The following is a 20917-nucleotide window of genomic DNA, read 5'->3' on the forward strand; positions in this document are numbered from 1 at the left end:
GGATCAGCCTTTGTTCACATGCGGAAGTTCTCGCCCAGATAGACCTTGCGAACATCCGGGTTCTCGACGATTTCGGCCGGCGTGCCTTCGTACAGCACCCGACCCTCACTGATGATGTAGGCCCGGTCGCAGATGCCGAGCGTCTCGCGCACGTTGTGGTCGGTGATCAGCACCCCGATGCCACGGGCCTTGAGGAATTCGATGATGCGCTGGATCTCGATCACCGCGATCGGATCGACGCCGGCAAACGGCTCGTCGAGCAGGATGAAGCGTGGCTGGGTCGCCAGCGCACGGGCGATCTCGACCCGGCGGCGCTCGCCACCGGACAGCGCCGGGGCGGGGCTGTCGCGCAGCTTGCCGATCGACAGATCGCTCAGCAGGCCGTCGAGCAGCTGCTCGATGCGGTCCTTGCGCAGCGCCCGCCCCTGCTCGTCGACCTGCAGCTCGAGCACGGCGCGGATGTTCTCCTCGACGGTCAGGCGGCGGAAGATCGAGGCCTCCTGCGGCAGGTAGGACAGCCCGAGGCGGGCACGCTCGTGGATCGGCAGGCGCTCGATCGCCGCCCCGTCGATGCGGATGCGGCCGGCATCGGCTCGCACCAGGCCGACCAGCATGTAGAAGCTGGTCGTCTTGCCCGCGCCGTTCGGGCCGAGCAGGCCGACCACCTCGCCGCTGTGCACCGACAGGTGCACCTCCTTGACGACCTTGCGTGCGCCGTAGCTCTTCTGCAGGCCTTCGGCTTCCAGCACGCTCATCGGGCGCCTCCCGCCGGCGCCGAGGCCGCATCGGACGCAGCCCGCGGGGTCACCACCGCCCGCACCCGTCCCGGCACGGCGCCGGTCGCGCCCAGCACCTCGACGACGTCACGCTGGCGGTCGTAGGTGATCTGGTCGCCGCTGACCTGGTCGGCCAGCTTGCCGTCGCGGTAGACCCGTACGCGGGCGGCCTCGATGAAGCGCACGGTCTCGGAGGCCGCGTCGTATTCGATGCGCCGGGCGTCACCCTCGATCACCTCGTCGGGGCCGACGCGCTTCTGGCGGAAGGTCGCCGGCTGGGCGGCCGTGCCCAGCGCGGTGGCCAGCGCCCCCCGGGGTCCTTCGCGCATCTCGACCTCGCCGGCCTTGAGCACCAGCGAGCCGCGCGTGATCTCGACCCCGCCGGTGAGCTGGCGGGTGCGGCGCTTGCCGTCGATCTTCATCTGGCCGGCATCCACCGTCAGCGGTTCATCCCGGTCGGCCGCCCGGGCAGGCAGGCCGATCGAGACCATCAAGGCCAGGGCGAGGAGAGCGTTGGGCAGCGGACGCATTGCGGCATGAATTTTGCATTGATTGTAGCCACGAAGCATAAAGGCTCACGACCTTCGCCGCGAGCCTTTATCTGCCTGTGGTCTCGATGACACGTCCGTGTCCGCCAGGACACGGCACGCGCCCGCGGGGATCAGGTGCCCTTGCGCGCGCGCAGGATCAGCTGGTCTACCAGCTGCAGCGCCCGGCCGTGGCCGACGGCTTCGGGCGCGTTGTCGCCACCCGCCAGCGCGGGCGAGGTGTAGAAGCGGCCGTGCACGCCCAGCGCCGGCACGCCCTCGATCTTGTAGGCCTCGGCCAGCTTGCTGCTCTGGCGCACCCGGTTGGCCATGCCAAAGGAGTTGAAGATCTCCTTGAACTTCGCCTCGTCGACGCCGTTGGCCACGGCCCAGGCGATGATGGCCTCGGGCCGGTCCAGGCGCTCGCCCTCGACATGGATGCGATGGAAGACCTTGCGCTGCAGGCTGTCCATCAGGCCCATCGTCTCCAGCGTCAGCGCCAGGCGCTGCTGCGGCTCGAAACTCGGCCGGAAGCCCACATGCACGCGGCGGAACACCACGTCGGCCGGCAGCTTCTTGACCCAGGCCTCCAGCGTCGGCTCGAACGCGTTGCAGTGCGGGCAGCCGTACCAGAAGAACTCGACCACCTCGATCTTGCCGGCCGGCACCGACACCGCCACCGACTGCGGCAGGCGCACGTAGTGGCGCCCCTCCTGGAAAACAGCCTGCGCCGACGCGGCACCTGCTGCACCACCCGCCACCAGCAGCGCACTGCCCTGCGCGATGAATGCGCGACGATCCATGACCAGTCCTTTCAGATTCACTTGGCGACGCGCACCAGCGCGGATTCGCCATAACCAGCCCCTGCCGCCTCTTCCTTGGCCTTCTCGGCGTCGGACTGCGTGTCGAAGGGCCCCAGACGTACCCGGTAGATGATCCGTCCGCTCTGTTCGCGTTCCGTGATTCTGGCGGTCAGGCCGCTGATGGCGAGCTTGGCACGCTGCTGCTCGGCATCCTCGGTGCGTGTGTAGGCACCAACTTGCACGTAGAACTGCGTGCCTTCAGCACTGCCCGAACGAGCGGCGGACGATGCCGCCGACGCGGCGGCCGCCGGACGGGGTGCGGCGACCACGGCCGACGGCGTGGCCGCCGGTGCGGGTGCCGCCGCCGGCGGCTGGGCCGCACCGGACTGCACCACCCCGCTGGCGACCCCGGCGGGCGCACGGGCGGGGTTCTTGCCGTACAGCGGTGCGTTCGGGTCCCAGTTGCGGTTGCGCTCGGTCTCGGCCGCGTCCTGCTCCTGGGTGCGCTGGGGCACCTTGTCCACGAACGGCACCGGTGCCTTCGTCACGTACAGGGCCACCGCCAGGGCGACCGCCAGCCCGACCAGCAGGCCCACGACCATGCCCAGGCCGAAGCCGCCCCGCTGACGCTTCATGCTTGTCGCCATCACCCATCACTCCTCTGGAGGTTCGTCAGATCACATGCGATCGGGCGCACCGACGCCGAGCACCGCCAGCGCATTGCGCAGCACCTGGGCGGTGGCCGCCAGCAGCGCCATGCGGGCACGCATCAGCGCGGCGTCGTCGACCAGGAAACGCACGGCCGCGTAGTAGCCGTGATAGAGCGCGGCGAGGTCACGCAGGTAGAACGCGACATCGTGCGGCGCCAGGTCACCGGCGGCACGCGTCAGCATCTCGGGGTAGTCCGACAGCTTGTTCATCAGCGTGGCCTCGGTCGGCTCGACCAGCAGGCTCAGGTCGGCCGCGCCCAGGTCGGCCAGCACGCCACCGTGCTGCTCGACGTACTTCGCCAGCACCGAGCGGATGCGCGCATGCGCATACTGCACGTAGATCACCGGGTTCTCGTCGTCCTCCTTCAGCGCCAGATCGACGTCGAAGACGAACTCGGTATCGGCCTTGCGGCTGATCAGGAAGAAGCGCACCGCATCGCGGCTGGTCCAGTCGATCAGGTCGCGCAGCGTCACGTAGCTGCCGGCACGCTTGGAGATCTTGACCTCCTCGCCGCCGCGCATCACTGTGACCATCTTGTGCAGCACGTAGTCGGGCCAGCCCAGCGGGATGCCCACGCCTGCGGCCTGCAGGCCCGCGCGCACCCGGGCGATCGTGCCGTGGTGGTCGCTGCCCTGCACGTTGACGACCTTGTCGAAGCCCCGCTGCCACTTGTCGATGTGGTAGGCCACGTCCGGCACGAAGTAGGTGAACGTGCCGTCGGACTTGCGCATCACACGGTCCTTGTCGTCACCGTAGTCGGTCGAGCGCAGCCAGAGCGCGCCACCCTCCTCGAAGGTCTTGCCCGCGTCGCTGAGTTTCTGCACCGCCGCGGCGACCTGGCCGCTGCTGTAGAGGCCGGACTCGAGGAAGTAGTGATCGAAGCGCACGCCGAAGGCCTGCAGGTCCAGGTCCTGCTCGTGGCGCAGGTAGGCCACGGCGAACTGGCGGATGCCGTCGAGGTCGTCCGGGTCGCCCGAGGCGGTGAACTCGCGGTCGTCGGCCTTGACCGTCTCGCGCGCCAGGAAACCGCGGGCGATGTCGGCGATGTAGTCGCCGTTGTAGGCCGACTCCGGCCAGCCGGCGTCGCCGGGCTTGAGGCCCTTGATGCGGCACTGCGTCGACGTGGCCAGCGTGCCGATCTGCACCCCCGCGTCGTTGTAGTAGAACTCGCGGTGCACGTCCCAGCCCTGCGTGGCGTAGAGGTTGCACAGCGCATCGCCCAGTGCCGCCTGGCGGCCGTGGCCCACGTGCAGCGGCCCGGTCGGGTTGGCCGAGACGAACTCGACCATCGCGCGCCGGCCCTGGGCCGGCTGGCTGCCGTAGCGCTCGCCGGCACCCAGCACCGCCGAGACGATCTGCTGGCGCGCGGCGGGCTTGAGCTTCAGGTTGATGAAGCCCGGCCCGGCGATGTCCATCGACTCGACCCAGCGCTGCACCGCCGCCTGCTGCTGCAGGGCGGTGACCAGCGCCTGGGCGAGCTCGCGCGGGTTCTTGCGCAGCGGCCGGGCCAGCTGCATGGCCAGGGTGCAGGCAAGGTCGCCATGGGCGGCCTGCTTGGGGCTTTCGAAGGCGGGAGCGACCTGCGACTCGGGCGCCACCTGTGCCACCGCGTCCCTCAGGGCGAGCAGCAAGTCATCTTTGGCTTGGATCATGCGCGGATTCTACGGTTGGGGCTCCCGGCGGCATTACGCACTTGCCGCTGCCGGCCGCGAGTGAAAAGATCGGGCAGTGATCATGCCCACCTCTTCCTCCAGCCCACCCTCGGGTGCCATGCCGCTGCGCATCGGCAAGTACCGCATCATGCGCCGCATCGGCGAGGGCACGACCAGCGAAGTCTTCCTGGGCCATGACGAGTTCAACGACCGGCCGGTCGCGGTCAAGCGGGTGCGCGGCAGCATGCTGCGCGACGCCACCGACGGGCATGTGTTCTCGCGCTTCTTCGCCTCCGAGGCCGCGCTGGCCGGCCGGCTGCACCACCCCAACGTGGTCGACATCTACGATGCCGTGCCCGACCCGGTCGAGCCTTACCTGGTCATGGAGTACGTGCCGGGCACGACGCTGCGGGCCTACTGCCAGCCCGACCACCTGCTGCCGCTGGAGCAGATCGTCGAAATCGGCTTCAAGTGCGCGATGGCGCTGGGCTACTGCTACCGCCAGGGCCTGATCCACCGCGACGTCAAGCCCGCCAACATCTTTGCCGTCGAGGCCCAGGGGGTCGTGACCGACGTGAAGATCGGCGACTTCGGCAGCGCGCTGAACCTGACCTCCGAGGCCACCCAGGTGCACCGGGTCGGCTCGCTGGCCTACATGTCGCCCGAGCAGCTCGACGGCAGCGAGCTCGACGCGCGCGCCGACATCTACTCGCTGGGCGCGCTGCTCTACCACCTGATCGCAGGCCAGCCCCCGTTCGACGGCGTCAGCCAGGCCACGCTGATGCACCAGATCTGCCACGCCCACCCGCCGTCGCTGGTCAACCTGCGCACCGGCGTGACCCCGGCGCTCGACCAGGTGGTGCAGCGCTGCCTGGCCAAGCAGGCCGGTGACCGCTACGCGACCTGGGACGAGGTCGGCGAAGCGCTGTCGCAGCTGGTCAGCCTGCACCACGTGCCCCGCGGCGCGCTGCAGGGCGTGCTCGACTCGGAGCGCTTCACGCTGCTGCGCACGCTGGACTTCTTCACCCAGTTCGGCGACGTGGCGCTCTGGGAGGTCGTGCACCGGGCGCGCTGGCAGCGCTTCCCGGTCGGCCACCCGCTCTACAGCCGCGGCGACGAGGGCCGCACCTTCCACATCATCGCCGCCGGGGCGGTCGAGGTCTACCGCGAGGGCCGGCGCGTGGCCCAGCTCGGCAGCGGCACCTCGGTGGGCGAGATGGCCTACCTCGCGCCCAGCCCGGAACTGCGCCAGCACAGCGCCGACATCGTCGTGACCGAGGCCAGCACGACCATCTCCTTCACGCCCGACACGCTGGCGCGGCTGAGCCCGAACTCGCGCCACCTCTTCGACGAGGCCTTCATCCGGGTGCTGGTGCGGCGCCTGCACGCCGCCCACGAATCGCTCGCCCACCCGCGACGCATCCTCTGACGCCACGGTACCTGTGCGTCCATGTGCCGATCCACGCGCTTGCCTGCCGGCGCCGACCGCGCTCCAATGCGCGGGCAGCAGCACGCTGCAGATCACATCGTGGAAGAGGAAACCGACATGAAGACCATCATCACCATCGCCGCTCTCGCCCTGGCCAGCCTGGGCCAGGTCGCCTACGCCGCCGACGCCACCTGCGCCGAGAAGGCCGCCGAGAAGAAGCTGGCCGGCGCGGCCAAGAACAGCTTCGTCAAGAAGTGCGAGAAGGACAGCGGCGCGGCCGCCGTGCCCCCCGCCCAGGCCGCCTGCGACATGAAGGCCGCGGAGAAGAAGCTGGCCGGCGCGGCCAAGAACAGTTTCGTCAAGAAGTGCGTGGCCGACGCCGCCAAGTGAATCCGCCGGCCTGCAGGGCCTGAAGGTGGGCGGCCGTCGGCCGCTCTTCGTATGATGGCCCCATGAGCCATCTCTACCTCTGGGTCAAGGCCCTGCACATCATCTTCGTGGCCAGCTGGTTCGCGGGGCTGTTCTACCAGCCCCGCCTCTTCGTGAACCTGGCCATGGTGCCCTCCGACAGCCAGGCCGAACGCGAGCGGCTGCTGCTGATGGCCGACAAGCTGCAACGCTTCGCGACCCTGCTGATGGTCGTGGCGCTGGTCACCGGGCTGGTGCTGTGGCTGGGCTTCGGGCTGTGGCGCGGGCCTGGCAACGGCTGGCTGCATGCCAAGCTGACGCTGGTGCTGGCCGTCATCGGCTATCACCACTGGAACCGCCGCATCCTGCGCTCCTTCGAGGCGCGCGAGAACCGCCGCAGCCACCGCTGGTTCCGCGTCTACAACGAGTGCTCGGTGCTGCTGTTCGCCGCCATCGTCGTGCTGGTGGTGGTCAAGCCCTTCTGAGCCACCACCGCGGTCGCCGATCATGTCCTCACGCTCGTCCGCCTGGCCGCTGGCCGGGATCTGGGCTGCGCTGATCGTCTATGCCAGCCTGCATCCCTTTGCCGGCTGGCGCTGGCCGGCCGTGCTCGACACCGCCGGCTGGACGGCGCTGGTGTGGCCGCCGATGCCGCACTACTCGTCGCCCTTCGACCTGGGATCCAACTACCTGGGCTACCTGCCGATCGGACTGCTGCTGGCGATCGGCTTCCTGCGCGCGGACTGGCGGCCCTGGCTGGCGGGGCTGAGCGCCCTGCTGCTGGCCGGCCTGTTGTCCTGGAGCATGGAGACGCTGCAGCACCTGCTGCCCCGGCGTTATCCGTCGCGCATCGACCTGGCGATGAACAGCGCCGGCGCCGGCACCGGCGCCTTGCTGGCGCTGGCGGCCGCCCGGCTGGGCTGGCTGCGCCACTGGCAGCAGCTGCGTGACCAGTGGTTCGTGCCCCACGGCACCGCCGGGCTGGCCCTGCTGCTCTCGTGGCCGGTCGGGCTGCTGTTTCCCCCGCCGCTGCCGCTGGCGCTGGGACAGGGCCTGGGCCGCCTGATGGAGGCCATCACCGACACGCTGGCCGACTCGACGCTGGCCATCTGGCTGCCGCTGCCCACGCCGCACGGCCAGCTCGCCCCGCTGCTGGAGCTGATCTCGACCACGCTCGGCGCGCTGGCGCCCTGCTTCGTGGCCTACATCATGTCGCGGCGGCCACGCCACCGCATCGTGCTGATGCTGGGCTCGCTGGGCCTGGGGCTGGTGGCCACCACGCTGTCGACCGCGCTGAACTTCTCGCCCGAATACGCGCTGGCCTGGCTGACCCCGCCCACCCGACCGGCCCTGGCCACCGCGCTGGTGCTGGGCGTGGCCATGGCCTGGCTGCCGCGCCGGGCGGTGGCCGCGATCGGCCTGCTGGCGATCAACTCGCTGATCGCGCTGGTCAGCCAGATCGCGCCCGACCCCTATTTCGCCGACAGCCTGCAGGGCTGGGAGCAGGGCCGTTTCATCCGTTTCCACGGCCTGGCGCAGTGGGTGGGCTGGCTGTGGCCCTTCGCCGCGATGACCTTTCTGCTGGCGCATCTGATCGACGTTCCGGCCCCGGCCCGGCGGGCCGACACCCCTCGCACTCCTACAATCGACCCATGAGCAGTTACTTCCAGCGCCACATCTTCTTCTGCCTCAACCAGCGCCCGTCCGGCGAGGACTGCTGCGCCAACCATGGCGCCCAGGAGGCCTTCGAGCACTGCAAGGCCACCGTCAAGAAGGCGGGGCTGGCCGGTCCGGGCCAGGTGCGGGTGAACAAGGCCGGCTGCCTGGACCGCTGCGCCGGCGGCCCGGTGGCGGTGGTCTACCCCGACGCGGTCTGGTACACCTTCGTGGACAAGACCGACATCGAGGAGATCGTCGAATCGCACCTGCGCAACGGCCAGGTGGTCGAGCGCCTGCGGCTGGCCGACGACGTCGGCCGCTGAGCACCCCGGAGCTGTCCCGATGAACTCGCAGACCCGGCGCCTGCTGATCGACGGCCCCGTCGGCCGCATCGACTGCACGATCGACGAGCCCGCCGCCGCGCTGCGCGGCGTGGTCGTGATCGCCCACCCGCACCCGCTGTTCGGCGGCACGCTGGACAACAAGGTGGTGCAGACCATCGCACGCGCCTTCGTCCAGATGGGCTACCGCGCGGTGCGCTTCAACTTCCGCGGCGTCGGTGCCACCGAAGGCAGCCATGACGAGGGCCGGGGCGAAAGCGACGACCTGCTGGCCGTCATCGCCGCCTTCCGCCTGCCCGACCTGCCGCTGGCGCTGGCCGGCTTTTCCTTCGGCGCCTACGTCACCACGCTCGCGGCGGCCCGGCTGGACGAGTCCGGACGGCCTGAACGCCTGGCGCTGATCGGCCCCTCGACCCAGCGCGCGCTGCCGGCGGACGTGCCGGCCGACACGCTGGTCATCCACGGCGAGAGCGACGATGTCGTGCCGCTGTCGGCCACGCTCGACTGGGCCCGGCCGCAGCAGCTGCCGGTCATCGTCATGCCCGGCGTGGGTCACTTCTTCCATGGCCAACTGCCCCGGCTGCGCGACCTGATCGTGCGCAGCTGGCACTGAGACACGGGCTTCATGCCCTCACGACCCGAATCCCGATGAAATCACTGCACGCCTTGCTGGCCCTGTGCCTCGCACTGCCTTCGACGGCCCTGCTGGCCCAGACCCCCGCCCCCGACATCGCCGCCAAGGCCTATGTGCTGGTCGACGTGACCGCCAACCAGACCCTGGCCGAGCGTGAGGCCGACACCCCCGTGGAGCCGGCCTCGCTGACCAAGCTGATGGCCGCCTACCTGGTGTTCCAGGCGCTGCAGCAGAAGAAGCTGACGCTGGACCAGGAGCTGACCGTGTCCGAGCGCGCCTGGCGCACCGGCATGACCGACGCCTCGCGCATGTACATCCAGATCGGCACCAAGGTGAAGGTCGAGGACCTGATCAAGGGCATGATCGTGCAGAGCGGCAACGACGCCACCGTGCTGCTGGCCGAAGCGGTGGGTGGCACGCTCGAGAACTTCGTCGCGATGATGAACCGCCAGACCCAGGCCTTCGGCCTGAAGGTCACGCAGTTCAAGAACCCCGACGGCCTGCCCGCGCCGGGCCACATCAGCACCGCCCGCGAGCTGGGCATCATCGCCTCGCGCCTGCTGCGCGACTTTCCGGGCGAGGTGAAGTACTACTCGATCAAGGACTTCACTTACAACAAGATCACCCAGACCAACCGCAACCTGCTGCTGTGGCGTGACCCGAGCGTCGACGGCCTGAAGACCGGCTACACCGACGCGGCGGGCTACTGCCTGATCGCCACCGCCAAGCGGGATCTGCCGGCCGGCCAGCGCCGCCTGCTGACCGTCGTGGTGGGCGCGAACTCCAAGGAAGCACGTGCCACCGAGAGCCAGAAGCTGCTGAACTGGGGCTACAGCGCCTGGGACACGGTCAAGCTCTACGACGCCAGGCAGACCATCACCACCGCCCCGGTGTGGAAAGGCACGAGCAACACCGCCAAGCTGGGCCTGAACCAGCCGCTGTTCATCACGATCCCGCGGGGCGAGGCCGCCCAGCTCAAGCCGCAGCTGACCCGCACCGATCCGCTGATGGCGCCGATCACGGTGGGCCAGCAGATCGGCACGCTCAAGGTGATGTCGGGCAGCAAGGTGGTCGCGCAGGTGCCGGTGACGGTGACCGAAGAAGTCCCTGCTGCCGGCATCTTCGGCCGGGCGTGGGACAGTCTGCGCCTGATGATCAAGTGATGCGGATCGACACCGCGACGACCATGATGATGAAAGAGATCCCGCCCGAACAGTCCCTGATCACCTACCCCTGCGAGTTCCCGATCAAGGTCATGGGCGCGCAGGTGGACGGTTTCAAGGAAGCGATCACCGCGGTGGTGCTGCAGTTCGATCCCGGCTTCGATGCCGGGACCATCGAGCAGCGCCCCAGCAAGAGCGGCAACTACCTGGGGCTGACGGTCACGGTCACGGCCACCAGCCGGGAGCAGCTCGACGAGCTCTACCGCACGCTGACCACCCACCCGATGGTCAAGATCGTGCTGTGAGGCCGCTCAGCCTTCCATGAACCAGGTCAGGATGGTCTTGGCGATGAAGCCGACCATCCCGAAGGACAGCACGACGAACAGGACGAAGGTCCCGAAGCGCCCGGCCTTCGACTCGCGCGCCAGCTGCGCGATGATGAAGAGCATGTAGAGGATGAAGGCCCCCACCCCGAAGGTGAGTCCGAACTGGGCCAGTTGCTCTTCAGAATAACCAAACATGGTGCGCCGGGATCAGGGTTAACGCTCGCCAGGGGCGAACCCACGATCATATGCGGCCTGCCGCCGCCCGTGTGATGCGGCGTCGCCACGCCGGATCAGCGCTCGCCGGCCGGCAGGCAGTCCCGGTAGGCATACCAGGTGGCGTGACCCAGCATCGGGATCACGAACACCAGGCCCAGCAGCAGCGAGCACAGGCCCAGCAGCGTGAAACCGAGCACCACGGCCGCCCACACGCCCATCGGCACGGGGTTCTCGAGCACAGTGCGCCAGCTGGTCAGCACCGCCTCGAGCAGGCCGATCCGGCGATCGATCAGCAGGGGAATGGCCACCACGCTGGAGGCGAACACCGGCGCGGCCAGCAGCCCGCCCAGCATCAGCCAGGCCTCGAACAGCCAGCCGGAGGACTCCGACACGATCAGCCGCAGGAAATCGGCCGGCGTGACGACCGGCGTGGGCGCGAACAGCGTGATCAGCGCCGCCGAGGTCAGCACCCAGCCGGTGCCGGCCAGTGCCAGCAGGAGCCCGAAACCGACCAGGCGACGATCCAGCGAGCTCCAGACCCGCCAGACCGAGGACCAGCCGGCGGGCTCGCCCCGCTCGAGATCGCGGCTGATCGCGTACAGGCCGGTCGCCAGGATGGGGGCCACCAGCAGGAAACCCGACAGCGCACCGGCCAGCAGCCAGAAACGCTGCCAGGCCACGGCCACCACGACCCAGCCGAACAGGGCCAGCACCGCGCCGTGGGCAAAACTCGCCGCGGGCGCCCGGCGGATGTCGTGCCAGGCACGCTCCAGCCAGGTCAGGGGTTGGAGGGTGCGCAGCGTACGCACCCTTCCGGACGGAAAGGACGCAACAGCCAGAGTGGTCATATCGGCACCTTGCAACAGCGCTTGCGGTCGGGATGGCCGCAACCGGGGATCGACAGGGATGATGCTATCGGGGTGCATCGTTCCCCGATACTCGCACTCGCCCGGAGTCCCTGCTGCGCCCGAGGTGGCGCCGCGGCGATTCAAGCGTGGCCGGACGCCGGCCGATAAAGCCGTCACCCCCATCCGTCGCCCCACTGGAGAACCTGCATGACGCTGCCATCCGGGCTGGCCTGGCCCGACCCCGAGGCCTGGGCGGAGGCACTGGCCGCCGCACCGATCCCCATCATGCAGGCCACGGCCGACGAGCTGGCGCTGCTGGCCGCCATCGAGGCCCGGCGGGGCGATGTCGACGCCCGCACGATCGCCCAGGTCGTCGCCGACGATCCGCTGATGATGGCGCGGGTGCTGGGCGAGGCGGCCCGGCTGCGCCACACCCGCCAGGTCAGCGACACCGAGACCGTGACCGCCGCGGTGGTGATGATGGGCATGAGCCGCTTCTTCGCCAGCCTGGACGGGCTGCTCACCGTCGAGCGGCAGCTGGCCGCCCACCCTGCCGCGCTGGCCCGCCTGCAGCACCTCGTGCGCCGCGCCCACCGCAGTGCCAGCCTGGCGGCCGGCCTCGCGGTCCACCGCGGCGACGATGACGCCGAGGCGATGCAGGAGGCCACGCTGATGCAGGACCTGGGCATGATGCTGCTGTGCTGCCACGCCCCGGACTTCGTCGAGGCCACGCTGTCCGGCCGGCCGGACCTGGACACCGAGACGATGGCGCTGAGCCTGGCGCTGATGCGCCGTGCCTGCTTGCCCGAGGTGCTGATCCGGCTCAGCGATGACCAAGCCCCGGACCATGCGCTGATCCAGCCGCAGCGCCAGGTCGTGAAGCTCAGCCGGGAACTGGCGCGCCTGACCGAGACCGGCTGGCCCGGCTTCGACCCGCTGCGGGTCGGCCCCTCAGCCGAGCAGGCCGATGCCGGAGTCGACCCCTACCACGCCCGGCTGCTGCCCCTGCTCGGCCCGCTGACGGGCCTGTCGCCCCTCGCCACCGATCGCCTGCTGCGCACCCTCGACCTCTGATGCGGCCGGCGCCTGCCGCAGCAGCGCCAGCACCTGTTGCCAGACGAGCGGATCGAAGACCATCTCCAGGTGCGCCCGGCCCGGCAGCGGCAGCGCCGCCGCACCATCGAGCGTGGCCTGCAGCGGCGGAAAGACGACGTTGTCGCAGTGGCTGTAGACGCAGGTGAAGCGGGCACGCCAGGCCGGCGTCTCCGCCGCGGCCAGCGCCTGCAGCCAGGCGCTGCGCTGACGCATCTGGCGGGCATTGGTGGTCAGGCCCGCACGCGCCAGCACCGTCCCGCGATGGGGAGTGCCCAGCGTCAGCACCGCGGCGACGCGTGCGGTGACGGCCTGCGCGCCCTGCCCCTGCACCCGTTGCGCCCAGCGCCACCAGGCCCGCACGGCCAGTCCACCCATGCTGTGCGCCACGACCACCGGCGCCCGCCCCGTGGCGCGGTGGAGCTCGCGCAGGCCCTGCTCGATCAGGGGAGCGTAGTGCTCGATCGAGCCGAACATCGGCAGCAGGTCGACGCAGACATAAGGGATGCCGGCCCGATCCAGCTCCGCCTGCCAGGGCTGCCACATGCCACGCCCGCAGGTGTAACCGTGCACCAGCAGCACCCCGCGCGAACCGCCACGGCCCGGCCGACCTTGCGGTCGATCCGGGAAACGGGCCTCGGCCCAGGGCTGGACCCAGCCGAACAGGCGATAGCACCAGCCGATCTCGGCGCCACAGGCCCGCAGCCAGGCCCGCCAGCCCGCCCGCGGACTCGTGTCGCCGGCATGGAACAGCGCGGACATCAGGCACTCGAGCGCCACGGCCAGCGCAGGCAGCAGGACCGGCAGCAGCACGCCCCCCAGCACCCAGCCCCAGGCCCCGCGCGACGCCTGCAGCAGCCCCCACGCCAGCACCAGGCCCGCGACGAGAACCTGCACCCACCGGTGACGTCGGGCGACGCCGCCCGCTGAAAAGACCTTCATCGTTCCTCCCTGTCCCGACCTCGGCACCAAGGGCAAGCCCCAAGCCGCTCGTGCGCCAGCAGGATGATTATTCATGCCATGAACATCCACCTGCCTCCCCCCCGACCCTGGCTGGCCAGCTACCAGCCGGGCGTGCCCGAGGACATCGATCCTTCGACTTGTCCGACGCTGGTCGACCTGCTCGAGACGGCCTTCCAGCAGCACGCCGACCGCGACTTCGCCCTGTTCATGGACGAGCCGATCGGTTTTGCCGAGGTCGACCGCCAGTCGCGTGACCTCGGCGCCTTCCTGCAGGGACTGGGACTCGCCCCGGGCGCCCGGGTCGCGCTGATGATGCCCAACATCCCGCCTTACCTGGTGGCGATCGCGGCGGTGCTGCGTGCGGGCTGCACCGTGGTCAACGTCAATCCGCTCTACACCCCGAGGGAGCTGCAGCACCAGCTCGAGGACAGCGGCGCCGAAGTCATCGTGCTGCTCGAGAACTTCGCCCACACCCTCGAGCAGGTGCTCGAACGCACGCCGGTGCGCCACGTCGTGCTGGTCGCGATGGGGGACATGCTGCGCCCGGTCAAGCGGCTGCTGGTCAACCTGGTGGTGCGCCACGTGCGCAAGCTGGTGCCGCCCTTCCGGCTGCCGCGCACCTACGGCCGCACTGTCACCCGCTACGGCGAGGCGCTGCGCCAGGGCCGCCACCAGCACCTCGCGCACCGCCCGGCCCGCCCGGACGACATCGCCTTCCTGCAGTACACCGGTGGCACCACCGGCGTGGCCAAGGGCGCGATGCTGCAGCATCGCCACGTCGTGGCCAACATCCTGCAGACCGAAGCCTGGTTCCGGCCGACGCTGCTGCGCCTGGGCCCGCGCCAGCTGACCGCCGTCTGCGCGCTGCCGCTATATCACATCTTCGCGCTGACGGTGTCCTACTTCATGAGCGCCCGGCTGGGCAGCCGGATGATCCTGATCCCCAATCCGCGGGACCTGCCGGCGCTGATCCAGGCCATCGGCCGGCACAGGATCCACCTGTTTCCCGCCGTCAACACCCTCTACAACGCACTGGCCAACCACCCGGACTTCGCGCGGCTGGACTTCTCCGAGCTGGTCGTCAGCAACGGCGGGGGCATGGCCGTCCAGAAAGCCACCGCCGATCGCTGGCTGGCCATCACCGGCTGCCCGATCGCCGAAGGCTACGGGCTCTCGGAAACCTCGCCGGTCGTGACCGCCAACCGGCTGGACGTGCCGGCCTACACCGGCAGCATCGGCCTGCCGCTGCCCGGCACCGACGTGAGCATCCGCGACGACGACGGGCGGGAACTGCCACCGGGTCAGCCCGGGGAGATCTGCATCCGCGGCCCGCAGGTGATGGCGGGCTACTGGAACCGGCCCGAGGAAACGGCCGAGGCGATGACCGCCGACGGCTACTTCCGCTCCGGTGACATCGGCACCATGGACGAGCAGGGCCAGTTCCGGATCGTCGACCGCAAGAAGGACATGATCCTGGTCTCGGGCTTCAACGTGTACCCGACCGAGATCGAGCAGGTGGTGAACCAGCATCCCGGCGTGCTCGAGTGTGCGGTGGTCGGCATCCCCGATGAGCACACCGGCGAAGCGGTCAAGCTGTTCGTGGTGCGCAAGGATCCGTCGCTGGACGAGCCGACGCTGCGCCGGCACTGCCAGGAACAGCTCACCGGCTACAAGCGGCCGCGCCACATCGAATTCCGCACCGAACTGCCCAAGTCGACTGTGGGCAAGATCCTGCGCCGCGAGCTTCGCCCGTCCTGAGTGGACAAGATATCAACAGCGCGAGGATGTGGACAAGTTCATCCGGATCATCTTGTCACCACACTTGTCCACATGTGGACAAGCGCCTATTTCCTCTATGAAGAAGCAGGCCCTGTGGACAAGATTTCATCTTACTTGTCCACAGACCGGATGCATCGGCTGTCCCGCGAAGGCCGAAGGTTCTCCACAAAACTGTCCACAGCCTGTGGATCACAGATTGCCGCGACATTTCGGCGCCCCGCAGCGGCAGGCCAGCTGCCCCTCGTGGTGGGTCTCGCCGTAGTCGCAGGTGATCTCGTCGCCGGTGTCGATGTCACGCATCGCATAGATCTCGACCCGTCCCTGACGGATGCGCAGCACCGCATTGGGACAGCAGGAATGGTTCGTGAACCGCAGCGGATCGGCTGAATTGGAGGCATCGATCGCTCTTCGTGGAGAAACCTCCACGATCATGATGCGATCCAGCTTCTTCGCCCGCTCCCAGGCCTCGTAGACGCTGATCGTCTCGCCCCGGATCTCGCCGATCTTGCGGCGTGCCGGGATGGGCTCGGCCGCAAACGCCCCCATCCCGTCGATGCGGCTGGGGGCGTTGAGCACGGCAAATTTCTGCGGATTGGCGGGAGTTCCCAAGACAGCCTCGTGACAAGAGTTGCCTCATGGTCGGAGTGCGTCCAGGAGGTGTCAAGTGACAACTCTGTGGACAGTTCAGGAACAAGCGGCTGGATATCCACAGGCCTGGCGCCCGGGGATCAAGTTGTTGTCATTTCATCCTATGAAAAAACAGGGTGCAACCCACACAGTTGATAACTTCTCAAGTCATTGATTTAAAAAATGAAAAGTGACTTGTCCACAGAAACAGGCGACCTCTACTACGACTACCAATTCAAGAATTTAAGAAATACCTGTTGATAGAACGGAAGTGCACGGCACAAAAAAAACCGGAACTGAGGTCAGGGGCAGACAGCTGCAGGCACATCCCCCGGGCTTTCCGGCAAGATGGCTGGAGGTCTTGAGGCCGCACAAGCATCGAGATCGGTCGATGCATCAAAGTTGTCTCGACCGCAGCAGCTGCACCGCAGCCTTCTCCATCACCGAGGCCGATCCGTGGACCGCCACTTCCTGACCCCCCTCTTCGCTCCCCGATCCATCGTCGTGTTCGCCGGAGACCCCGACCAGCTCGACACGCAGACCAATCTCGGCCGCACGATGCTGGGCGAGCTCAAGGTCAATGGTTTCGAGGGTCAGGTGACCTACCTGAGCACCGACATGAAAGGCACGCTGTCGGACCTGGCGACGACCCGGGCCGACCTCGCGCTGATCGCGCTGCCGCACGAGGAACTGGCCGGGGCACTGGAGATCGCGGGGCGCATCCGCTGCCGGGCCGCGCTGGTGCTGACCTCGGGCGTGCCGCCGGCGCTGTGCACCCAGCTGCAGGCCATCGCCAGGCACCACGACATGCACCTGCTCGGCCCCAACAGCCTGGGCATGCAGCGGCCGCACCTCAAGCTCAACGCAGGCGCCGCCGGACTGCTGGCCGCCCCCGGTCCGCTGGCGCTGGTGTCGCAGTCGGGCGCGCTGACCTCCTCCGTGCTGGACTGGGCCAGCCGCAATGCGGTGGGTTTCTCGGCCGTGGTCTCGCTGGGTCCGAACACGTCAGTGGACTTGCCGCAAGTTCTTGACTTTCTTGCCAACGATCCTTCAACGCACAGCATCCTCATCTATATGGAGGGGATCCACAATGCGAGAAGGTTCATGAGCGCGCTGCGCGCTGCGGCCTACATCAAGCCGGTGGTGGTGATGAAGGCCGGCCGCCGCGCGGCCGGATCCCATGCGGCGCTGACCCATTCGGCCTCCATCGTCGGCTCCGACGACGTGTTCGAGGCCGCGCTGCGGCGTGCCGGAGTCGTGCGGGTGCGCACCGTCACCCAGCTCTTCTCGGCGGCCAAGTGCCTGGCCTCGCGCTTCAAGCCGGTGGGCAAGCGCCTGGCCATCGTCACCAATGGCGGCGGCCCGGCCGTGCTGGCCGCCGACTGGGCCAACGAACTCGGCCTGGACGTGGCCCACCTGAGCGACGAGGTGCGCAGCGAGCTGAGCACCAAGCTGCCCGCCTGCGTGCAGCTGGAACAGGTGCTCGACCTGGCCGAGGACGCCAGCCCCGACGACTACCGCGAGGCCCTGCTGGCCTGCGCGCGCGACAAGGGCGTGGACGGCATCCTGGTGATCTACGCGCCCAAGCCCGACAGCGACGCCAACGGCATCGCGCAGGCCGTGGCCGAGGTGTTCGGGCGCATCGGCAAGCCGGTGCTGACCTGCTGGATGGGCGACGAGCGCGTGCGCACCGGCCGCTCGACGCTCAATGCGGCGCACCTGCCGACCTTCCGCACGCCCGAGTCGGCGGTGGACGCGTTCAACAACATCGCCAGCTTCTACCAGAACCAGCAGCTGCTGCAGCAGACCCCGCCGCCGATGTCGACGCTGGCCAAGCCCGATGCCGAAGGTGCGCGGCTGCTGATCGAGGGCGTGCTGTCCGAGCGCCGCCGCGTGCTCACCGAGATGGAGTCCAAGGCGCTGCTGGCGGCCTTCCACGTGCCGGTGACCCGCACGATGCTGGCCCGCTCGGCCAACGAGGCGATGCTGATCGCCAACCAGCTGGGATATCCGGTGGCGCTGAAGATCGACTCGCCCGACATCTCGCACAAGTCGGATGTCGAGGGCGTGGCGCTCAACGTCACCACCGCGACGCGGGTGCGCGACACCTTCAACGACATGCTGGCGGCCGTGACCAAGGCCATGCCCGACGCGCGCATCAACGGCGTGACGATCCAGCCGATGTGCGCCAAGCGCCGCGGCCGCGAGATCTACATCGGGCTGACCACCGACCACCCCTTCGGGCCGGTCATCACCTTCGGTGCGGGGGGCACGATGATCGAGCTGATCGCCGACCGGGCGATGGAGCTGCCGCCGCTGAACCAGTTCCTGGCGCGCCGCCTGATCGAGCGCGCCCGGGTGGCCGAGATGCTGCACGAATGGCGCGGGGCCCCCCCGGTCGACATGGACGCGATCGAGCAGATCCTGCTGCGGGTCTCGGAGATGGTGTGCGAGCTGCCGCAGCTGCGCGAGATGGACATCAACCCGATCATCATCGACGATGACGGCGCGATGGCCGTCGATGCACGCATCGTGGTCGATCATGCGCCGCCGTCGGCACGCAGCTACAACCACCTGGCGATCCTGCCCTACCCCGCCAGCTACGAGCGCGAGTGGCCGATGAAGGGGGGCGGCTTCTACACCATCCGCCCGATCCGGCCCGACGACGCCGACATGCTGCAGTCCTTCGTGCGCAGCCTGTCCCAGGAAAGCCGCTACTACCGCTTCGCCAGCGCGATGCACGAACTGCCCGCGCGCATGCTGGCGCGCTACACGCTGATCGACTACGACCGCGAGATGGCGCTGGTGGCCGAGCACCGCAAGCGTGAACCGGACGGCGAGGGCGGCTTCACCGAGCAGGTCGAGGTGATCGGCGTGTCGCGCTACATCACCAACCCGGACCAGACCACCTGCGAGTTCTCGCTGGTGGTGTCGGACCACTACAAGGGCCAGGGCCTGGGGTCCCGGCTGATGCTGTCGATCATCGATTTCGCCCGCGACAAGGGCCTGTCCGACATCGAAGGGCTGGTGCTGGCCAACAACGACAACATGCTGCGCCTGATGCGCGGCCTGGGCTTCGCCGTGCGGCCGTTCCCCGAGGATCCGGACTTCAAGCTGGTCGTCAAGGCGCTCTGAGGCGCCGTGGATCGAGCTGGCGGCCGAGCCAGGCCGTCGGGCTCGTGCCCAGCCGCTGCCTGAACACCCGGGCAAAGGCCGCGGGCGAGGCATAACCGACGGCCGACGCCACGTCGTGGATCGCCCGGCCCTCGCGCAGCAGCGTCTGCGCCACGCCCAGGCGCCACTGCGTCAGGTAGTCCGCGGGCGCCTGCCCCAGCAAGGCCTTGAAACGGGCCGCGAAGCGCGCCCGGGACATGCCGGCGACGTCGGCCATCGTCTCGAGCGTCCAGGGCGCCTGAGGGCGCTGGTGCACGGCGTCGAGCACCCTGGCCAGCCGGGGGTCCGCCAGTCCGGCGATCAGCCCTTCCGGCGGGGTTTCATGGTCGCCGCGATGGACCTGCCCCCGCAGCAGCTGCACCACCAGCACCTCCATCAGGCGCCTGAGCACGGCCTGGTGGGCGCAGCCCTGACCCAGCAGTTCTTCCCACAACGCCGTCCAGATGCCCTGCAGCGGCCCCAGATCGGTGGCATGGATCTGCAGCGATGCCGGCAGGCTGCGCAGCAGCGGGTTGAGCTCCGGGCGGCCCATCTGCAACCGGGCCGCCAGCAGCTGGACCCCCTCGACCGTCATCGCCTGCAGGGCCACCGACCCGGCCGAGTGCGGCACCCACAGCAGCCCGGGCTGGGTGATCTGGCGGCGGGGCAGGTCGGTCCGTGCCGTTTCCACCTGCACCGCGCCCCGGCGCACCAGCACCAGCAGGCCCTCGGCCGTGCGTGCGTTGCGGGCCTGTGCATCGCCTGCGGGCGTTCCGGAGGGTTCATGGCCGGGGAGGGCGGGGCGGACCAGCAATCCCGCGTGGGTCAGGCGTGCAGCGGGCTGGAAGCGTTCGAGGAGAACCTGGAGGCGGTCAGCCATCGGTGCTCAGGAGTGAACAGGGTGAGACGATTTGCATCGTTTAATCCATAAAATATTGCAGATCGTACCTTGTCTTGAATGTGTCTCCTATGAGAGACACTCAAGGGTTCAATGTCTATTTCTGGTTGACATTCACTGGATTTTCGTTACCGCTTTTCCTGGTCTCGGTAGGAGCGCCACGGGTCCATCGTGCGGGCCATGAAACGTGTCTGCTGGCGAAAGCGCCTGCAGTGCCTGCACATGAGCAGGTGCAGGCGCAGCGACAGCCGTTCGATCGGTTGCAGCTCACGGTCCGCTCCCTGCAGCATCAGGGTGGCAGCTTCTCGGCAGGTGCGCATCAGTTTCATGGCGTCCTCGATACAAACCAGCGCTGCTGCAGGCACTCGCGCAGACGCAGGCGGGCACGGTGCAGCAGCACCCACAGGTTGGTCGACGAGATCGCCATTTCCTTGCAGATCTCGTCGGCGTCCAGTTCCAGCCACTCGCGCATCATGAAGACCCGGCCCTGGGTCGCCGGCAGGCGTTCGATGCAGGCGTCGAGCACGCTCAGGAACTGCTGCTGGCCGAGGCAGTGCTCCGGGTCGCCCCAGTCGGCAGGGGATGTTCTCCAGTGACCGTCCTGGTCGAACAGCAGGTCGTCGAGGTCCGCCTCGTCGTCCTGGCTGAGCACCGTGGCCTCCCGGGCATGGCGGCGCAACTGGTCGATCAGCTTGTGCTTGAGGATGCCGACCAGCCAGGTCTTGAGCTGTGAGGTGCCGGCATAGCTGTGCGGCTTCTCCAGCGCGGCCAGCAGCGTGTCGGACACGGCATCCTCCGCCCACGCGTCGTTGCGCAACTGGCTGCGGGCGTAGCGCATCAGCTGAGGGCGCAGGGCCTCGATCTCACGGGCGAAGGGGCTCATGGCGGCAGCGGGAGCGCTCCGGAGTGGGG

Annotated in this window: 22 protein-coding genes; 11 read left to right on the forward strand and 11 right to left on the reverse strand. The window is 68.8% G+C overall.

All coding sequences use genetic code 11. From position 1 onward, the window contains the following. Positions 1-14: 14 nt before the first annotated feature. The 5 genes from lptB to argS form a co-directional block, all read right to left on the reverse strand. Entirely contained in the window at positions 15-755 is a 741-nt protein-coding gene (lptB, locus tag C7444_RS00385; RefSeq protein WP_110398846.1) for an LPS export ABC transporter ATP-binding protein, read from the reverse strand. After that, a complete protein-coding gene (lptA, locus tag C7444_RS00390) occupies positions 752-1306 on the reverse strand; it encodes a lipopolysaccharide transport periplasmic protein LptA (RefSeq protein WP_170130579.1) in 555 nt (184 codons plus the stop codon). Before lptA ends, lptB begins: the two co-directional genes overlap by 4 nt. 131 nt (positions 1307-1437) lie before the next feature. After that, entirely contained in the window at positions 1438-2106 is a 669-nt protein-coding gene (locus tag C7444_RS00395) for a thiol:disulfide interchange protein DsbA/DsbL (protein ID WP_110398848.1), read from the reverse strand. 17 nt (positions 2107-2123) lie between these two features. Beyond that, positions 2124-2753 (reverse strand): SPOR domain-containing protein, encoded by a 630-nt coding sequence (locus tag C7444_RS00400; protein ID WP_245909339.1) that lies wholly within the window; start codon positions 2751-2753, stop codon positions 2124-2126. A 30-nt stretch (positions 2754-2783) separates the two neighbouring features. Then, positions 2784-4469: an arginine--tRNA ligase gene (gene argS, locus C7444_RS00405; protein WP_110398850.1), complete on the reverse strand. Its 1686-nt coding sequence runs from the start codon at positions 4467-4469 to the stop codon at positions 2784-2786. 82 nt (positions 4470-4551) lie between these two features. Here argS and C7444_RS00410 point away from each other — a divergent pair, with 82 nt between their 5' ends. The 8 genes from C7444_RS00410 (at position 4552) to C7444_RS00445 (ending at position 10408) form a co-directional block, all read left to right on the forward strand. Then, the gene (locus C7444_RS00410) at positions 4552-5898 is read left to right on the forward strand and encodes a protein kinase domain-containing protein (RefSeq protein WP_110399135.1); all 1347 of its coding nucleotides are present in this window, start codon (positions 4552-4554) and stop codon (positions 5896-5898) included. Positions 5899-6015: 117 nt separating this feature from the next. Further along, positions 6016-6288 carry a hypothetical protein gene (locus C7444_RS00415; protein ID WP_110398851.1) on the forward strand — a complete coding sequence of 91 codons (273 nt, stop codon included), beginning with the start codon at positions 6016-6018 and terminating at the stop codon, positions 6286-6288. A 62-nt stretch (positions 6289-6350) separates the two neighbouring features. Continuing rightward, positions 6351-6791, forward strand: coding sequence for a CopD family protein (locus tag C7444_RS00420; RefSeq protein WP_110398852.1), 441 nt, complete (start codon positions 6351-6353; stop codon positions 6789-6791). A gap of 22 nt (positions 6792-6813) precedes the next feature. Then, positions 6814-7962: a VanZ family protein gene (locus tag C7444_RS00425; RefSeq protein ID WP_110398853.1), complete on the forward strand. Its 1149-nt coding sequence runs from the start codon at positions 6814-6816 to the stop codon at positions 7960-7962. Beyond that, positions 7959-8288 (forward strand): (2Fe-2S) ferredoxin domain-containing protein, encoded by a 330-nt coding sequence (locus tag C7444_RS00430; RefSeq protein WP_110398854.1) that lies wholly within the window; start codon positions 7959-7961, stop codon positions 8286-8288. The genes C7444_RS00425 and C7444_RS00430 overlap by 4 nt, the downstream gene beginning before the upstream one ends. A 19-nt stretch (positions 8289-8307) precedes the next feature. Beyond that, positions 8308-8919 carry an alpha/beta hydrolase gene (locus tag C7444_RS00435; RefSeq protein ID WP_110398855.1) on the forward strand — a complete coding sequence of 204 codons (612 nt, stop codon included), beginning with the start codon at positions 8308-8310 and terminating at the stop codon, positions 8917-8919. A gap of 35 nt (positions 8920-8954) precedes the next feature. Next, entirely contained in the window at positions 8955-10103 is a 1149-nt protein-coding gene (locus C7444_RS00440) for a D-alanyl-D-alanine carboxypeptidase family protein (protein ID WP_110398856.1), read from the forward strand. Next, positions 10103-10408, forward strand: a complete 306-nt coding sequence (locus tag C7444_RS00445) for an HP0495 family protein (protein ID WP_211317451.1) — start codon at positions 10103-10105, stop codon at positions 10406-10408. The genes C7444_RS00440 and C7444_RS00445 overlap by 1 nt, the downstream gene beginning before the upstream one ends. Before the next feature lie 6 nt (positions 10409-10414). On the opposite strand, the gene C7444_RS00450 is transcribed toward C7444_RS00445, so the two are convergent. Together C7444_RS00450 and C7444_RS00455 are read right to left on the reverse strand one after the other, a co-directional pair. After that, entirely contained in the window at positions 10415-10624 is a 210-nt protein-coding gene (locus C7444_RS00450) for a DUF2788 domain-containing protein (protein WP_110398857.1), read from the reverse strand. Positions 10625-10719: 95 nt separating this feature from the next. Further along, a complete protein-coding gene (locus tag C7444_RS00455; protein ID WP_110398858.1) occupies positions 10720-11493 on the reverse strand; it encodes a DUF2189 domain-containing protein in 774 nt (257 codons plus the stop codon). A gap of 207 nt (positions 11494-11700) precedes the next feature. Between C7444_RS00455 and C7444_RS00460 the strand changes: the two genes are divergently transcribed. Continuing rightward, the gene (locus tag C7444_RS00460; protein WP_110398859.1) at positions 11701-12567 is read left to right on the forward strand and encodes an HDOD domain-containing protein; all 867 of its coding nucleotides are present in this window, start codon (positions 11701-11703) and stop codon (positions 12565-12567) included. Between the two features lie 1038 nt (positions 12568-13605). Beyond that, positions 13606-15306: a long-chain-fatty-acid--CoA ligase gene (locus C7444_RS00470; RefSeq protein ID WP_110398860.1), complete on the forward strand. Its 1701-nt coding sequence runs from the start codon at positions 13606-13608 to the stop codon at positions 15304-15306. A 210-nt stretch (positions 15307-15516) separates the two neighbouring features. On the opposite strand, the gene C7444_RS00475 is transcribed toward C7444_RS00470, so the two are convergent. Beyond that, positions 15517-15903 carry an SET domain-containing protein gene (locus C7444_RS00475; RefSeq protein ID WP_245909341.1) on the reverse strand — a complete coding sequence of 129 codons (387 nt, stop codon included), beginning with the start codon at positions 15901-15903 and terminating at the stop codon, positions 15517-15519. 507 nt (positions 15904-16410) lie between these two features. Here C7444_RS00475 and C7444_RS00480 point away from each other — a divergent pair. Next, complete coding sequence (locus C7444_RS00480; RefSeq protein ID WP_110398861.1) at positions 16411-19089, forward strand: bifunctional acetate--CoA ligase family protein/GNAT family N-acetyltransferase; 2679 nt, start codon at positions 16411-16413, stop codon at positions 19087-19089. On the opposite strand, the gene C7444_RS00485 is transcribed toward C7444_RS00480, so the two are convergent. From C7444_RS00485 to C7444_RS00495, 3 genes are all read right to left on the reverse strand, one after another. Then, positions 19076-19987 carry a helix-turn-helix domain-containing protein gene (locus C7444_RS00485; RefSeq protein ID WP_110398862.1) on the reverse strand — a complete coding sequence of 304 codons (912 nt, stop codon included), beginning with the start codon at positions 19985-19987 and terminating at the stop codon, positions 19076-19078. The two genes, C7444_RS00480 and C7444_RS00485, sit on opposite strands and share 14 nt — an antisense overlap. A gap of 146 nt (positions 19988-20133) precedes the next feature. Then, positions 20134-20334: a zf-HC2 domain-containing protein gene (locus C7444_RS00490; protein ID WP_211317452.1), complete on the reverse strand. Its 201-nt coding sequence runs from the start codon at positions 20332-20334 to the stop codon at positions 20134-20136. After that, a complete protein-coding gene (locus C7444_RS00495) occupies positions 20331-20888 on the reverse strand; it encodes a sigma-70 family RNA polymerase sigma factor (RefSeq protein ID WP_110398864.1) in 558 nt (185 codons plus the stop codon). Before C7444_RS00495 ends, C7444_RS00490 begins: the two co-directional genes overlap by 4 nt. Positions 20889-20917: the final 29 nt, after the last annotated feature.

Source organism: Sphaerotilus hippei (assembly GCF_003201595.1).
Classification (GTDB): domain Bacteria; phylum Pseudomonadota; class Gammaproteobacteria; order Burkholderiales; family Burkholderiaceae_C; genus Sphaerotilus; species Sphaerotilus hippei.

Coding starts and splice junctions, on each gene's coding strand:
- C7444_RS00445 (WP_211317451.1), top strand. CDS start 10,103: ATGCGGATCGACACCGCGACGACCATGATGATGAAAGAGATCCCGCCC.
- lptB (WP_110398846.1), bottom strand. CDS start 755: ATGAGCGTGCTGGAAGCCGAAGGCCTGCAGAAGAGCTACGGCGCACGC.
- C7444_RS00495 (WP_110398864.1), bottom strand. CDS start 20,888: ATGAGCCCCTTCGCCCGTGAGATCGAGGCCCTGCGCCCTCAGCTGATG.
- C7444_RS00435 (WP_110398855.1), top strand. CDS start 8,308: ATGAACTCGCAGACCCGGCGCCTGCTGATCGACGGCCCCGTCGGCCGC.
- C7444_RS00430 (WP_110398854.1), top strand. CDS start 7,959: ATGAGCAGTTACTTCCAGCGCCACATCTTCTTCTGCCTCAACCAGCGC.
- C7444_RS00440 (WP_110398856.1), top strand. CDS start 8,955: ATGAAATCACTGCACGCCTTGCTGGCCCTGTGCCTCGCACTGCCTTCG.
- C7444_RS00415 (WP_110398851.1), top strand. CDS start 6,016: ATGAAGACCATCATCACCATCGCCGCTCTCGCCCTGGCCAGCCTGGGC.
- C7444_RS00420 (WP_110398852.1), top strand. CDS start 6,351: ATGAGCCATCTCTACCTCTGGGTCAAGGCCCTGCACATCATCTTCGTG.
- lptA (WP_170130579.1), bottom strand. CDS start 1,306: ATGCGTCCGCTGCCCAACGCTCTCCTCGCCCTGGCCTTGATGGTCTCG.
- C7444_RS00400 (WP_245909339.1), bottom strand. CDS start 2,753: ATGGCGACAAGCATGAAGCGTCAGCGGGGCGGCTTCGGCCTGGGCATG.
- C7444_RS00470 (WP_110398860.1), top strand. CDS start 13,606: ATGAACATCCACCTGCCTCCCCCCCGACCCTGGCTGGCCAGCTACCAG.
- C7444_RS00455 (WP_110398858.1), bottom strand. CDS start 11,493: ATGACCACTCTGGCTGTTGCGTCCTTTCCGTCCGGAAGGGTGCGTACG.
- C7444_RS00395 (WP_110398848.1), bottom strand. CDS start 2,106: ATGGATCGTCGCGCATTCATCGCGCAGGGCAGTGCGCTGCTGGTGGCG.
- C7444_RS00490 (WP_211317452.1), bottom strand. CDS start 20,334: ATGAAACTGATGCGCACCTGCCGAGAAGCTGCCACCCTGATGCTGCAG.
- argS (WP_110398850.1), bottom strand. CDS start 4,469: ATGATCCAAGCCAAAGATGACTTGCTGCTCGCCCTGAGGGACGCGGTG.
- C7444_RS00450 (WP_110398857.1), bottom strand. CDS start 10,624: ATGTTTGGTTATTCTGAAGAGCAACTGGCCCAGTTCGGACTCACCTTC.
- C7444_RS00485 (WP_110398862.1), bottom strand. CDS start 19,987: ATGGCTGACCGCCTCCAGGTTCTCCTCGAACGCTTCCAGCCCGCTGCA.
- C7444_RS00425 (WP_110398853.1), top strand. CDS start 6,814: ATGTCCTCACGCTCGTCCGCCTGGCCGCTGGCCGGGATCTGGGCTGCG.
- C7444_RS00410 (WP_110399135.1), top strand. CDS start 4,552: ATGCCCACCTCTTCCTCCAGCCCACCCTCGGGTGCCATGCCGCTGCGC.
- C7444_RS00460 (WP_110398859.1), top strand. CDS start 11,701: ATGACGCTGCCATCCGGGCTGGCCTGGCCCGACCCCGAGGCCTGGGCG.